The sequence below is a fragment of the Marinimicrobium koreense genome (assembly GCF_003762925.1).
Taxonomy (GTDB): domain Bacteria; phylum Pseudomonadota; class Gammaproteobacteria; order Pseudomonadales; family Cellvibrionaceae; genus Marinimicrobium; species Marinimicrobium koreense.
In genome coordinates, this window is sequence record NZ_RJUK01000001.1 from 355,523 (window position 1) to 369,437 (window position 13,915).

At 60.2% G+C, this 13,915-nt stretch carries 12 protein-coding genes; 9 read left to right on the forward strand and 3 right to left on the reverse strand.

Features of this window, described 5'->3' with window-relative positions:
* Positions 1 to 232 precede the first annotated feature (232 nt).
* The 8 genes from EDC38_RS01540 to EDC38_RS01575 all read left to right on the forward strand — a co-directional run bounded on the left by EDC38_RS01540 (position 233) and on the right by EDC38_RS01575 (position 8,099).
* Entirely contained in the window at positions 233 to 949 is a 717-nt protein-coding gene (locus EDC38_RS01540) for a hypothetical protein (RefSeq protein ID WP_123637032.1), read from the forward strand.
* A gap of 224 nt (positions 950 to 1,173) precedes the next feature.
* Positions 1,174 to 1,890, forward strand: a complete 717-nt coding sequence (tsaB, locus tag EDC38_RS01545) for a tRNA (adenosine(37)-N6)-threonylcarbamoyltransferase complex dimerization subunit type 1 TsaB (protein WP_123637033.1) — start codon at positions 1,174 to 1,176, stop codon at positions 1,888 to 1,890.
* 26 nt (positions 1,891 to 1,916) lie between these two features.
* Positions 1,917 to 2,717, forward strand: coding sequence for an undecaprenyl-diphosphate phosphatase (locus EDC38_RS01550; protein ID WP_123637034.1), 801 nt, complete (start codon positions 1,917 to 1,919; stop codon positions 2,715 to 2,717).
* A 65-nt stretch (positions 2,718 to 2,782) separates the two neighbouring features.
* Positions 2,783 to 4,102 carry a M18 family aminopeptidase gene (locus EDC38_RS01555; protein WP_123637035.1) on the forward strand — a complete coding sequence of 440 codons (1,320 nt, stop codon included), beginning with the start codon at positions 2,783 to 2,785 and terminating at the stop codon, positions 4,100 to 4,102.
* Between the two features lie 17 nt (positions 4,103 to 4,119).
* Positions 4,120 to 4,824, forward strand: coding sequence for a hypothetical protein (locus tag EDC38_RS01560; RefSeq protein ID WP_123637036.1), 705 nt, complete (start codon positions 4,120 to 4,122; stop codon positions 4,822 to 4,824).
* Positions 4,825 to 4,844: 20 nt separating this feature from the next.
* Positions 4,845 to 5,873: a cyclic nucleotide-binding domain-containing protein gene (locus EDC38_RS01565; protein ID WP_123637037.1), complete on the forward strand. Its 1,029-nt coding sequence runs from the start codon at positions 4,845 to 4,847 to the stop codon at positions 5,871 to 5,873.
* On the forward strand, positions 5,873 to 7,009 hold the full coding sequence (locus tag EDC38_RS01570) for a tRNA-queuosine alpha-mannosyltransferase domain-containing protein (RefSeq protein WP_123637038.1): 1,137 nt from the start codon (positions 5,873 to 5,875) through the stop codon (positions 7,007 to 7,009). The genes EDC38_RS01565 and EDC38_RS01570 overlap by 1 nt, the downstream gene beginning before the upstream one ends.
* Positions 7,010 to 7,091: 82 nt before the next feature.
* Positions 7,092 to 8,099 (forward strand): tryptophan--tRNA ligase, encoded by a 1,008-nt coding sequence (locus EDC38_RS01575; protein ID WP_123637039.1) that lies wholly within the window; start codon positions 7,092 to 7,094, stop codon positions 8,097 to 8,099.
* A 106-nt stretch (positions 8,100 to 8,205) separates the two neighbouring features.
* On the opposite strand, the gene bioA is transcribed toward EDC38_RS01575, so the two are convergent.
* From bioA to EDC38_RS01590, 3 genes are all read right to left on the reverse strand, one after another.
* Positions 8,206 to 9,531: an adenosylmethionine--8-amino-7-oxononanoate transaminase gene (gene bioA / locus EDC38_RS01580; RefSeq protein WP_123637040.1), complete on the reverse strand. Its 1,326-nt coding sequence runs from the start codon at positions 9,529 to 9,531 to the stop codon at positions 8,206 to 8,208.
* Between the two features lie 128 nt (positions 9,532 to 9,659).
* On the reverse strand, positions 9,660 to 10,640 hold the full coding sequence (locus EDC38_RS01585) for an aldo/keto reductase (protein WP_123637041.1): 981 nt from the start codon (positions 10,638 to 10,640) through the stop codon (positions 9,660 to 9,662).
* Positions 10,641 to 10,768: 128 nt separating this feature from the next.
* Entirely contained in the window at positions 10,769 to 11,866 is a 1,098-nt protein-coding gene (locus EDC38_RS01590; RefSeq protein WP_123637042.1) for a beta-N-acetylglucosaminidase domain-containing protein, read from the reverse strand.
* A 345-nt stretch (positions 11,867 to 12,211) separates the two neighbouring features.
* On the opposite strand from EDC38_RS01590, the gene pgi reads away from it, so the two are divergent.
* A complete protein-coding gene (gene pgi / locus EDC38_RS01595; protein ID WP_123637043.1) occupies positions 12,212 to 13,855 on the forward strand; it encodes a glucose-6-phosphate isomerase in 1,644 nt (547 codons plus the stop codon).
* Positions 13,856 to 13,915 lie beyond the last annotated feature (60 nt).

A 13,915-nucleotide genomic window follows, 5' to 3' on the forward strand; every position in this document is an offset into this window, starting at 1 on the left:
AATGAAGAATTACCCGCGTTGCATTCCGGCAACACCTGAAACGGTTCAGTTTTACCAAAAACGTGATAAAAATTAAAAAAAAGCCGAAAAATCATCAAATAATTTGCTAAAAACTCGCAATGTGGCTAATTTTTACATAGTATTTGTGTGCAGACTGGACGCACATAGACTGTGCTCGGTTTATGATTCAACTGATGTGCAAACAACGATACGAAGTTGAGGAGAAACGTTTATGGCCAGAGTAGCAAAAAAGCGTAAGGCAACTGCCAAACGCGCCACCGCAAAACGCACCACTTCAACCACCAAAACCGTTGACGCGGCCGTGGCAAAAGTGGAAGCGAAAATCGAAAAGCTGCAGAAAGATGTTGCTGATCACGCGAAGAAAGTAGAGGCCGCTCGCAAGAAAGCGACGGCGGCAAAGTCGAAAGCCGCTACTTCCAAGCGCGCGGTTGACAAGCGTTCGGCAAAATCTGCCACCGCAGCGGTCAGCAAGGCCAATGAAAAGGCCAAGGCCGCTCGAGCCAAGGTCGCGGAAGCGCGCGTAGAGCTTGCCAAAGCCAAGGCGATGGCAACCGCAAAAGCCGCAGCCGAAGCGGCTGAAGCCAAGATTACCGAGCTGCGCGAAAATCTGGCCAAGCGTGCCGAAACCGATCTCGAAAAAGCCAAGGCTTCCTTCGAGCAGCGCTGGAGAAAGTCCCGCGAGAAGGCGGATGAGCGCAAGGTGAAGGCCGCACGCAAAAAAGCCGCTGCCAAAGCCAAAGCCGCCGAGAAGAAGGCCAAGGTGAAAATGGCGCAGGTCGAGCGTAAAGCCGCCGCCAAAGCCAAGACGAAAACCAAGAAGAAGGCCACCAAAAAGCGGGCTACCGCCAAGCGGACCACCACCGCACCGGCGAAAACCCGGGCTCGCAAGGCGACCGCCAAGCGTGCCGGTCGTCCGCGTAAGAAGTAAGACGCGAGTCGGCGCCGCTCACTCGTCCAGTACGGGCCGGGCGGTCGCTTAGGCCAGGCGAAGCCCTGTACGGGGTCGCCTTTGGTAAAAACCCGGAACTCCCGGCCGAAATGGGCCGGGAGCCGGGTTTTTTTCGTTGTGGAGGCTTACGTGAGGTAGATCGATGCACGGCGGGGTGAAATCTGGCAGAATGCGGCGTCTTCTCTCTGGACCCACGTGATACTATGACCCGATTTCTTGCCCTCGATACCTCAACCGATGCTTGCTCCGTCGCGCTGCAGGACGGAGAGCGGATCATTTCCCGATTTGAGCTGGCCGCCAAGAGCCACACCCAGCGTTTGCTGCCCATGGTGGACGAGGTGCTCTCGGAGGCCGGGTTGGCATTGGCCGACCTGGATGCGCTGGTGTTCGGTCGCGGTCCGGGTTCATTTACCGGCCTCCGAATCTGTTTGGGGGTGGTTCAAGGGTTGGCGTTTTCGCGGAATTTGCCCGTCGTGGGCGTGTCCACGCTCAAAGCCATGGCGGTCGGTTATTATCGGCGGCATCCTGACCTGGCCAGCGCCTCCACGCCGTTGCTGGTTGCGCTGGATGCGAGAATGCAGGAAGTGTATTGGACTTTGGTCAAACCCCAATCCGGTGGCGGCGGTGTTGAAACCCTGACCGATGAAGCCGTCTCCCCCCCGGAGCAGGTCGTCGAGCTTGCCGCCGGGCACACCGGGGAGGCGGGTTTTTATGGCGTGGGGCCGGGTTGGCACTACCCGGCACTGGAAAAGCTGGCGCCATCGGCGGTGGATATGGACGTGCATCCGGACGCCCGCGATTTGCTGCCGTTGGGTGCATTTGCGCTGGCGCAGGGGCAGGCGGTGTCGGCCGAGCAGGCCCGGCCCGTTTACCTGCGCGATGAAATCAGTTGGAAGAAACGCGAGCGGATTCGTTCCTGAGCCTCATCATTGTCACGGAAAGCGCTATGGACCTGTTGCAGATTGTTTTTCTGGCCCTGATCCAGGGCATTACCGAATTTCTGCCCATATCCAGTTCGGGGCACCTGCTGCTGCCGTCGGAGTTGCTGGGTTGGCCGGATCAGGGGCTGGCCTTTGATGTCGCGGTACACGTCGGAACGCTCAGCGCCGTCGTACTGTATTTTCGCCACAGCTTGGGCGCCATGGCACGGGATTGGTTGGGGCAGGTGTTTGCCCGTCGCGACAGCACCGAAGACAGCCAGCTCGCCTGGTATCTGATTTTGGCAACGGTGCCGGCGGCGCTTGCCGGACTGGTGTTTGATGGCGCGATCGAAACCCATCTGCGCTCGGTGTGGGTGGTGGCGATTACCACGATTGTATTCGGCCTGGCGCTGGGTTGGGCGGACTGGCATGGCGGGCGTGCCAAAACCGTCTTCGATATTACCTGGAAAACCGCCTTGATCATCGGCCTTGCCCAGGCACTGGCCCTGATTCCGGGCACCTCCCGCTCCGGCATCACCATAACTGCGGCGCTTTTTCTGGGGCTGACGCGAACGGATGCGGCCCGCTTCTCGTTTCTGTTATCGGTGCCGGTGATTGCGCTCAGCGGTGGCTATAAGGCCTTACAGTTGTGGCTGCAGAGCGAGCCGGCACCCTGGGGGGAACTGGTGGGTGGTGCGGCCATTGCCGGGGTCAGCGCGTTTGTGTGCATCCACTATTTCATGCACTATATTCGGCAAATTGGCATGATGCCGTTCGTCGTGTACCGGTTGCTCTTGGGGGCGGCGCTCATTTGGGTGGCGCTTTGATACCCTCGTAAACATGTCAGCGTCGAGCACGCTGTTGTCTCGATTCACTCGGTTAGAATTCATCTATGGTTGATCATTCGTCCCACGCATTCAATCGGGGCCTGCTGGAGTTTCTGCAGGCATCCCCCACGCCGTTTCACGCGGCGGAGAATATTGCGGCCCAGTTGACCCTGGCCGGCTTCCAGCCCCTTGTCGAGGGTGAGCGCTGGAGTCTCAAACCCGGTGGCAAGTACTGGGTCATGCGCAATGGCTCCTCCGTGATTGGTTTCATCTACGGGCGCGAACCCATGGAGACCGACGGTATCCGGATGGTCGGTGCCCACACCGACAGCCCCTGCCTGAAAGTGAAACCGCAGCCGGACCTGTCCAGCCAGGGGTATGCTCAGCTTGGCGTGGAAGTGTACGGTGGTGCGCTGTTGGCCCCCTGGTTTGACCGGGACCTGTCCATGGCGGGGCGCGTCAGCTATCGCGATGGTGAGGGCCGAATCCGCAGCGGTCTGGTGGATTTCAAATTGCCGGTCGCGGTGGTGCCCAGCCTGGCCATTCATCTGGACCGGGAAGCCAACCGCCAGCGCAGCATCAACCCGCAGAAAGAATTGCCGCCGCTCCTGCTCAGTGAAATAGATGGCGTGGATCAGCCGTCCTTTCGCGAGCGGCTCAAGGCCCAGTTATTGGCTGAACAACCGTCGCTGACGGTGGATGAGGTGCTGGACTTTGAAATCAGTCTGTACGACACCCAGCCACCGGCATTGATCGGCCTGGCCCAGGATTTTCTCGCCAGTGCCCGGCTGGATAACCTGTTGAGCTGCTATGTGGGTCTGCAGAGCCTGCTGCAGGCCGATGACCGGCACAGCACGCTGTTGGTGTGCAACGATCACGAAGAAGTGGGCAGTGCGTCCGCCTGTGGTGCCAAGGGGCCCATGTTGCAACAGTTTCTGGAGCGTCTGGTGCCCGAGACGGAAACCCGTATGCGGGTGCTGGATGCCTCCCTGATGATTTCCGCGGACAACGCTCATGGCGTGCACCCGAACTTTGCCGATCGCCATGACGACAATCACGGCCCGCGCCTGAACCGGGGGCCGGTGATCAAGGTCAACGCCAACCAGCGATATGCCACCACCAGTGAGGGCAGCGCCCTGTTTCGTGACCTTGCCGAGCGGGCGGACGTGCCGGTGCAGACCTTTGTCTCCCGGACCGACATGGAGTGCGGCAGCACCATTGGGCCGATCACCTCTGCTGAAGTGGGCGTCAAAACCCTGGACGTGGGTGTGCCCACCTTTGCCATGCACTCCATTCGCGAGCTGGCGGGGCGGGACGATGCGGCCTATCTTCATCAGATCCTCAACGAATTCTATCGCTACCCGCATCCGCCGGGGCAATCATGACACCAACTGGAGGGTTTATGTCCGGGAGTTTCTATCGTTCAACGCTGGGGCGAGCGGCCTTGCCACTGATGCTCGCGGCGGCTTCGATACTGATGGCCGTCAAGGCAGGCGCCAATGGTGGCCACTTTCTGGTTGATGACGCGGCCACAACGCCACCACAAACCTGTGCCCTGGATACCTGGATCACGCGGATCGATCCGACCACCCGCGCAACGGTGGCACCGATGTGCAATATTACCGGCGCCAGCGAGTGGACCGTGCCACTGGAGTACAACCTGTCCAATGACGAGCTGGCCACCATCGGGCTCGATTACAAGCGGGTGTTGTGGGCTTCGCGCAGTGGCCCGGCGCTGGCCGGCAGTGCGGGATTTCGCTACAACCGGGTGACCAGCGAAATGGACACCTACTATCTCAATATTCCCCTGAGCTTCCAGCCCATGGACAGCCTCACGCTGCACCTCAACGGTGGGGTGGAGCACGATCGGCCACTGGATGACACCTACGCCACCTGGGGCGTGGCGGCGACGTTCAAACCGGTGACCGGACCGATCTGGATTCTGGAGATGTATGACAATGATCGCCGTCAGGATCCGATCATTGCCGGCGGCGCGCGCATGAATGTCGGCAGCACCCGCTGGACACTGGACCTGGGCTTGGCCCGTGATACTCAACTGGACGAGACTGCCTATACGCTGGGGATCAACATTCCCCGTTTGTTTTGATTGCACGGTAGAAACGTTCTATGAGTCTCCAACGGGACACTTTACGGGTTTTTTCCCCTTTCGATCGCCTGTCTGATGAGTACCTGGACAAGGTGCTGGAAAAGGCCGAGTGGGTAGAGATACCCCGCGGCACACTGATCTTTAAACGGGGCAAAACCCTGGATGTGCAGCACTATCTGGTATCCGGCCGGGTCGACCTGATCGATGCCCAGTTTCAGAGCAGCAGCCTGGAGGCGGGATCGGACAATGCCAGCTTTCCTTTGGCGGATCATTCGCCCACGCAAGTGTCGGCGGTCGCCAAAACGGACGTCGAGCTGATTGTTCTGGAGCGCGACTTTCTGGATCTGGTGATGGCCTGGAGTCAGAGCGGCGATCACCCCGAGGGTGACAGTAGCGGGGCGGATGATCATGACTGGATGTCCTACCTGCTGGAGTCGCCGCTCTTTACTCGCGTACCGCCGGGCCATATTCAGCAACTGTTTGTCCGCTTCGAAGAAATCGACGTCGAAAAAGGCGAATCAATCGTGCGCGAAGGGGAGCCCGGTGATTATTTTTATGTGCTCGAGTCCGGGCGCGCTTCGGTAACCGACAAGGCCGGTCGGGTGTTGGCGGAATTGGGCGCGGGTTCCTATTTTGGTGAGGAAGCGCTGGTCGGTGATACGACCCGCAATGCCAATGTCGACATGCTGACCGCCGGGCGGCTGATGCGCCTGGAAAAAGCGGACTTCAAAACCCTGTTGCAGGAGCCGGTGGTCAAAACAATCCCGGCGTCGGAGTGGGGCGAGCGCTCCGCCTCTTTGGGCGAGTTTGTCGTTCTCGATGTCCGTCTGGTGGTGGAGCGGCGTTTCGGTAAGCTCGAGGGCAGTCGCAATGTCCCGCTCGGGCAGTTGCGCGGTGCTCTGGACGAACTCGACAAGTCCACCGCTTATGTTGTTTCCGATGATGCCGGGCGACGTAGCGATGTCGCCGTGCAGTTGCTGGCCCAGGCCGGTCTTGAGGTCTACCTGCTGACGGATGCGGCACAGCTCCACGGTCAGCCGCTCAACTGATGCGCGTCCTGCTTCTGTCCGGATACGATGCCCCCAGTCATCGTCGATGGCGGGAGCAACTGGCCGCCCGGTACCCGGATTGGCAGTGGACACAGTTGAGCCTGCCCCCGCGTCATTTCAAGTGGCGCATGAGGGGCAGTGGCTTTCTCTGGGCGTTTGAGCAGGCGAACCGCCTGCGTGAACCCTACGATCTCCTGATTGCCACCTCGATGGTGGACCTGTCGGCTCTGCGCGGATTGGTGCCCGAAGTCGCGCGCATTCCCACCCTGGTTTACTTTCACGAGAATCAGTTTGCCTACCCACAGCGCAAGCAACAGCGGGCCAATGTCGAACCTCAACTGATCAACCTGTACACGGCTCTGTGCGCCGATCAGGTGGCGTTCAATTCCGATTACAACCGGCGGACTTTTCTCGCCGGGGTGGCGGACCTGCTATCGCGGTTGCCGGACCGGGTGCCGGATACCGTTCTGGCGCAGCTGCATGCCCGCAGTCGGGTGATGCCCATCCCGATCGAGCACGACTGTTTTGTGCCGGACCGGGCGCCAGAGGACGGCCCTCTGACCCTGATCTGGAACCACCGCTGGGAATACGACAAAGCGCCGGATCGGCTGCTCAATGGTCTGCGCCGTTTTTTCGAACTGTGTCCGGAGGGAAAAGCCGGCGAGCCGCCGATTCGCGTGCACGTGGTTGGGCAGCAGTTCCGCCAGCAACCGCCGGCTTTTGAGGCCCTGAAGTCCCTGCTGGACGCTCACGGCGCCGGGGGGGGCTGGGGTTATGTGGAGAGTCGGGAAGCCTACGGCCGCCTGCTGGCCGAGAGCCATGTGGTGCTGTCCACGGCGTTGCATGACTTTCAGGGCCTGTCGGTACTGGAGGCGGTGGCGGCGGGCTGTCGCCCCCTGGTGCCGGATCGCGAAGCCTACCCGGAGTGGTTTGCGCCCGAATACCGTTACCTGAGCGATCTGGAAAATCCCGAGTTTGAGGCCCAGGCGTTTGCGGAACGGTTGCTGAGTTGGTGTCGGGCGCGGGCCCAGGGCGAATGGCTTGCTGTACCTGATATCGATTTTCTGCATGAGCGGCGCTGGCATCCGGTCTATCGGGATGAGCTGATTGGGCTGTCGCGGACTTCAAAAATCTGAGTGTCGGGTGCAAAACCGGTGTTTCAGCCTGTATCATAGCGGCCTTTCGTTCCCACCACTGAACAGCGATACGATAACGATCATGAGTAAACAGCGGGTTCTAACCGGTATCACCACCACAGGCACGCCTCATCTGGGCAACTACGTCGGCGCCATTCGCCCGGCCATTCGCTCCAGTGAACGGGACGATGCCCAATCCTTCTATTTTCTGGCGGATTACCACGCGCTGATCAAATGTCAGGACCCGGAGCAGGTGCATCAGTCCACCCGCGAGATCGCGGCCACCTGGCTGGCACTGGGTCTGAACACCGACAAAGCGGTGTTCTATCGCCAGTCGGATATCCCGGAAATTCCCGAACTCTGCTGGTTGCTGACCTGCATGGCCGCCAAAGGCCTGATGAACCGCGCCCACGCCTACAAAGCGGCCGTCGCCGCCAATATGGAAGCGGGGGAGGATCCGGACTTCGGTGTCACCATGGGCCTGTACAGCTATCCGGTGCTGATGGCCGCCGACATCCTGATGTTCAACGCCAATGAAGTGCCGGTAGGCAAGGACCAGATCCAGCATGTGGAAATGGCCCGCGATATCGCCGCGCGCTTCAATCACCATTACGGTGATCACTTCGTGTTGCCCGAAGCCAAAGTGGACGACCATGTGGCGGTGTTGCAGGGCCTGGATGGTCGCAAGATGAGCAAGAGCTACAACAACACCATTCCGTTGTTCCTGCCCGAGAAAAAACTCAAAAAGCACATCAACAAAATCAAAACCAACCTGTTGGAACCCGGCGATCCCAAGGACCCGGATGATTCCACCGTATTCCAGATCTGGCAGGCCTTCGCCACCCCGGAGCAGACCGATGAAATGCGCACCGCATTCGCCGAGGGTATCGCCTGGGGCGAAGCCAAGAAGCAGTTGTTTGAATTGGTGAATGGTCAGTTGGGTGAAGCGCGGGAGCGTTACGAAGCCTTGTTGGCCAACCCGACCCACATCGAAGAGGTGTTGCAGGCCGGCGCCGAAAAAGCCCGCAAAGAAAGCCGCGAGTTTATCGGTAAACTCCGCGAAGCAGTGGGTATTCGTCCCATTCGGTGATTATTACGGCGGATGCGGCCTTCGGCCTTATCCGCCCTACGGCCGAGCGCAGCGGTATAGATATGCGTAGGGCGGATAAGCGAAGCGCATCCGCCGTTACCCAAGCTTAATTCAACTCCGCCACTACGTTATAAATTCCTTTGGTCAACTGCCGCAACTCCTCTGGCGTGCTCACAAACGGCGGCATGATGTACACCAACTTGCCGAAGGGCCGTACCCAAATCCCTTCTTCCACAAACCGCGGCTGCACCTTCGCCATATCCACCGGCTCGTGCAACTCCACCACACCAATCGCACCCAACACCCTCACATCGGCCACCGCCGGCAAATCCCGACACGCCCCCAGCTCCTCTTTCAACTGAGCTTCAATACGCCCAACCTGTCCCTGCCAGTCGCTGTCCAGCAACAAGTCAATGCTGGCATTGGCCACCGAACAGGCCAGCGGATTGCCCATGAAAGTGGGCCCGTGCATAAACACCCCGGCTTCGCCCTGGCAGATGCCATCGCTGACTTTATCGTTACACAGCGTGGCGGCCAGGGTCATGTAACCGCCGGTGAGCCCCTTGCCCAGACACAGAATGTCGGGGCTGATGCTGGCGTGTTCGCAGGCGAACAGCTTGCCGGTGCGACCAAAGCCGGTGGCGATTTCATCGGCAATCAAAAGCACATCGTGTTCATCACACAGTTCGCGCACCCGGCGCAGGTAGTCGGGGGAATAAAACCGCATGCCGCCCGCGCCCTGCACGATGGGCTCGAGAATGACCGCCGCGAGCTCGTCTTTGTGCGTCACCAGCAGGGCTTCAAAGTCCGCAATATGGCGCTCGTCCCAGGGTTCATCGATGCCGCACTCTGGCTGGGGGGCAAACAGTTGTTGTGCCAGGGTGTGACTGAATAGCTGGTGCATGCCGGTCACCGGGTCACACACCGACATGGCGCCGAAGGTGTCGCCGTGGTAACCGCGCCGCAGAGCCAGAAAACGGTGCTTGTCCGGTCGTCCCTGGGACTGCCAGAACTGCATGGCCATTTTCAGCGACACCTCCACCGAAACCGAGCCGGAGTCGGCCAGGAACACTTTGTTCAGGCCTTCCGGGGTCAACTCCACCAGTCGTTTGGCCAGGGTGACGCCGGGCTCGTGGGTCAGGCCGCCGAACATCACGTGCGCCATCTGCTCCAGCTGTTCCTGAATGGCCTGATTCAGGCGCGGGTGGTTGTAGCCGTGAAGCTGACACCACCAGGAGGACATGCCGTCCACCAGCTTTCGGCCGTCGGACAGGTGCAGGTATACGCCCTCGGCCCGTTGCACAGGGAACACAGGAGTGGGGTTCAGAAACGAGGAGTAGGGATGCCAGACGTGCTGACGGTCGATCTCCAGAATCTGTTCGGCGCTGAGCGGGCTGGAGAGGTTGGAACTGGAGGGATTGGAACTGGACATGCGGGCCCTTCAGAAGTTACGTGAGTGGAGTGGAAAGGCGCTCACGCTAGCAGAAAAGCCGTTAAAAATCAGCTGTCTTGAGACCATCGGGCCCGGCGCTGGCCGGGCCCGATGGCGGAATGGTGCGATCAGTAGGCGCCGCGAATGTGCTGCTGTACCTGGTCCTGATAGAACCGATACAGGTCTTCATGCAACCCGTCTTCCAGGGGCTTGAGCGCACTGACTTTGGCGTTTTCCCGCACCTGCTGAGCCGAGCTGGCACCGGGGATGATGCTGGTGACCGCGGGCTGGTCCAGAATCCAGCGCATGGCCATCTGCGCCATGGTGTAACCCTCGGGTACCATGCCTTCCAGTTCGCGCACCAGTTTGACGCCGGTTTCAAAGGGAATGCCCGCAAAGGTCTCGCCCACATTGAAGGCGTCGCCATCGCGGTTGAAGTTCCGGTGGTCGGTTTTGTCGAACTGGGTGTTCTCGGTGAACTTGCCGCTGAGCATGCCGCTAGCCAGGGGCAAGCGAACGATAATGCCGATGCCCTTGTCTTCGGCCCGGGGCAGCAGTTCGTCGAGCAGTTTCTGGCGGAAGATGTTGAAGATGACCTGCAGTGAGGTCAGGTCATCGTGCTCGGCACAGATCAGCCCCTCTTCAACGGTTTCCACGCTGGCACCGAAATAGCGGATCTGACCGTCCTGCTGCAGTCGGCGCAGCCAGTCGAAGATTTCGCCGTGGCGCATGACTTCGGTGGGCACACAGTGCAGTTGCAGCAGGTCCAGGGTGTCGGTCTTCAGTCGGTCCTGGGCGCGCTTGACCGAGTCCTGCATGTGGGTCAGGGAGTAGCCGTCGGGGTAGGCGCCGTCGCCGCGGCCGTATTTGGTGGCAATGACCGGCTTGGGGTTGCGGTTGGCCAGGTGTTGGCCCAGGTAGGTTTCGCTGGCACCACCGCCGTACACATCGGCGGTATCAAAGAAGGTGATGCCTTCGTCCAGAGCGGTCTGAAGGATGGCTTCGACGGTGTCGGCGGTGATCGGGCCGAAGTCGCCACCGAGCTGCCAGCAGCCCAGGCCCACTTCGCTCAATACCAGTTCGCTGTTGCCGAGTTTTCTCGTCTGCATAGTCGCTCCTGTGTTTGCGATACATCGTGATGGGCGGGATCGCCGCCCATAATTAGTCGTTTTGACTATTTATAGTTTAACACTCTGCTGTGGTCAGTGTGTCTTGTGGGTTAATGGGTCCTGGCCAGTCAATCGGTCAGGCACGCCGGGTCAAACGCATAGCCGCCGTTGAGCCAGTCCAGTAATTCCCGGGCGTGAGGTTGTCCCGCCTCGGCGAAGGGTTGATAGCGGTCTTCCAGGCCGCGTCGCTCGGCGTCGGTGAGCGCATTCAGCCCTCGTTCCTGCAGCAGTGCCCGGTCGGCGATCAGGTGTCTGGCCAGCTCGGGCGGGGTGCAGGCCCGGGTCGCGCTCATGAACGCCGCCTCCGGCCGGTAGTCGCCGCCTGCCCGGTAGGCTTCCGGCAGGGAGTGTAGCGGAATCTGCGACAGGTAGGCCTGGTTCATCGGGTTTACCGCGTGGCCCGCGACCTGTCCGCTCAGTCTGGCATGGCTGGCGGGGTAGGCGTCCAGGCGCAAATAGGGGCTCAGGCTCGCACTGTCATTGACCGGGTAATTATCCCAGAGAAAGGGGCGTCGCTGCAGGTATTGGCTGACTTGGGTGAGGTGGTCATCGGGGTAGGTCCGGGAGCAGACTTCCTGCCCGGTCCAGAACAGGTCGATCGACGGATCGAGGTTCTGCCCGAGATGCTCCCAGTAGCCGGCCGGACGCGTTCCGAAAACCTTCTCCAGAACGGGGTCAAAGCTGTAATAGGTCGGGCAGAGGATCAGGTGCTCGGCGCTGCTGGCCTCGGCCGCGACATGGGCCAGGGATACCTGGCGTTCAGCCAGCTCGGGCAGGTCGCCGCGCATATCGTCGAACAACAGTCCCATCAGGTCCGGTTCGAGGCGGTTCAGCGCCTGGAGTTTCCGTGTCAGGGCCTTCCGGCTCTGCGGCCGGGGCTCCCGGTAGAGCTCCAGGGGGCTGAGTCCTACTCCAAAGCGGATACCCTGCGCCCGGCAGGTGTCGCGTAGCGCGCACAGGGCCCGCCATTCGTCTTCCGGCCAGGGTGTCTGCCAGTGGCGGCGCAGGTGGGGGTCCGCTTTCGGGGCATAGAGGTAAAAATTGTAACCCTGTCGGGCCAGGAAGTGGACCATGTCGGTCCGGGCCGCCCAGGACCAGGTGCGGCCGAAGAAACCTTCAATGATTCCCAGCGGCGGGGTGGAGTGAACGTCAGCGGATGGGGACATGGCGCAAACTCGGCCTCGACAAATAAGCCAGCTTACCCTGTGAGACCAGCGCTGGAAAGCCGCTCAAATTGACTTTTTCACCCTAAGTGCTTATTATGCCTGCCTTTTTGAAGCACGCTCAATTTCTCGCCAGGCCAGAGGCGGCGGTGCTTTGCAGCGCTCAATCGGCACCTTTGACACCCGGCGCAGCGGCGGTGTCATCGCTAAATACCTACGCAGTCTTTCGCGTCGGTCAACCGAAGCGGCGGTTGGGCGGGCAGGCGACCTGATGCACCGGACGCCGCCAAAAAACCACAATTGCTTCCAACACAAGTGACCCGCTCTGCGGAAAAATGAGGTCGATACATGGCAAGTCCTACCCAGTTACCGAGTTGGCAATCCCTGGCACAGCATGCCGATACCCTGCGTCAGCGGGAGCTCAAATCTCTGTTTGCCGAGGATCAGTCCCGGTTCGACAACTTCTCCATTCGCGCTCCCCACATCCTGTTTGATTATTCCAAGAATCTGATCACCGAAGAGACCCGTAAGGGGCTGCTGACATTGGCGGAAGAGTCCAAGGTGGCGGATTGGCGCGATCGCATGTTCGGCGGTGAGCACATCAACCGGACCGAAGATCGTGCGGTCATGCACGTGGCGCTGCGGGACAAGTCGGGCAAGCCGATCATGGTGGACGGCAAGGATGTTCGCCCTCAGGTCGAGCGCGAGCTGAATCACATGCGCGAGCTGGTCACCAGCGTGCGCTCCGGCGAGTGGAAAGGTTTTTCCGGCAAGTCGATCACCGATATTGTCAGCATCGGCATTGGTGGTTCCAACCTCGGGCCGCTGATGGTTACCGAAGCGCTGAGCGCCTACAGCGACGATACGCTGCGCACCCACTACGTCTCGAACGTGGACGGCTTCCAGATTGCCCAGGTGCTGGAGCGGGTCAATCCCGAAACCACCCTGTTTATCGTGGCTTCCAAGACTTTTACCACGTTGGAAACCATCACCAACGCGAACACCGCCCGGGCCTGGTTCCTGAAAGGTGGCGGCTCCGAGTCCACGACCAGCCAGCATTTCGTGGCCGTATCGTCCAATGTGAAGAAGGCCGTGGAATTCGGTGTAGCGGAGAAAAACATCTTTGAAATGTGGGACTGGGTCGGCGGCCGTTTCTCGCTCTGGTCCACCATCGGGCTGCCCATCGCGCTGCAACAGGGCTTTGATGCCTTTGAGGAGTTGCTGCAGGGCGCCTATGAAATGGATCGCCACTTCTGCGAAGCGCCCCTGGCGGAAAACGCCCCGGTCATGCTGGCCCTGGTAGGTATCTGGAACCGCAACTTCCTGGGCTATCCCTCCCATGCCCTGCTGCCCTATGACCAGTGCCTGCACCGCTTCCCGGCCTACATGCAACAGGCCGAAATGGAAAGCAACGGCAAGTCGGTCAACTGGGAAGGTGAGACCCTGACCTACGGCAGCGTGCCGCTGATCTGGGGCGAGGTGGGCATTAACGGCCAGCACGCCTTCTATCAGTTCCTGCACCAGGGAACCGACATCATCCCCGCCGACTTTATTGGCTCGGTGAAGCCCACCATTGAAGTGGAAGGGCATCACGATGCGCTGATGGCCAATATGTTCGCGCAAACCGAGGCGCTGATGAAGGGCATCGACGCCGATCAGGTGCGTGCGGACCTCAAGGCCAAGGGTATGGATGAGGCGCGGATTGAAGAAATCGTGGCCCACAAGGTGCACCGTGGCAATCGCCCGACCAACACCCTGTTGATGGACAAGGTGACGCCGCGCTCTCTGGGCGCCCTGATTGCACTGTACGAGCACAAGATCTTCACCCAGGGCATCATCTGGCAGATTCACTCCTTCGATCAGTGGGGTGTGGAGCTGGGTAAGGTGCTGGCCGCCGGTATCCAGCCGGAACTGGCAGACGGCGCCGAGGTGAGCGACAAACATGATGCCTCGACCCGCAGTCTGATAAACTACTACAAACAAGCAAAGTAACAGCGGAAACAGTACGGCCGCCAGCGACCCTGGGTCTCTGGCGGCAAAATCATTTATAAC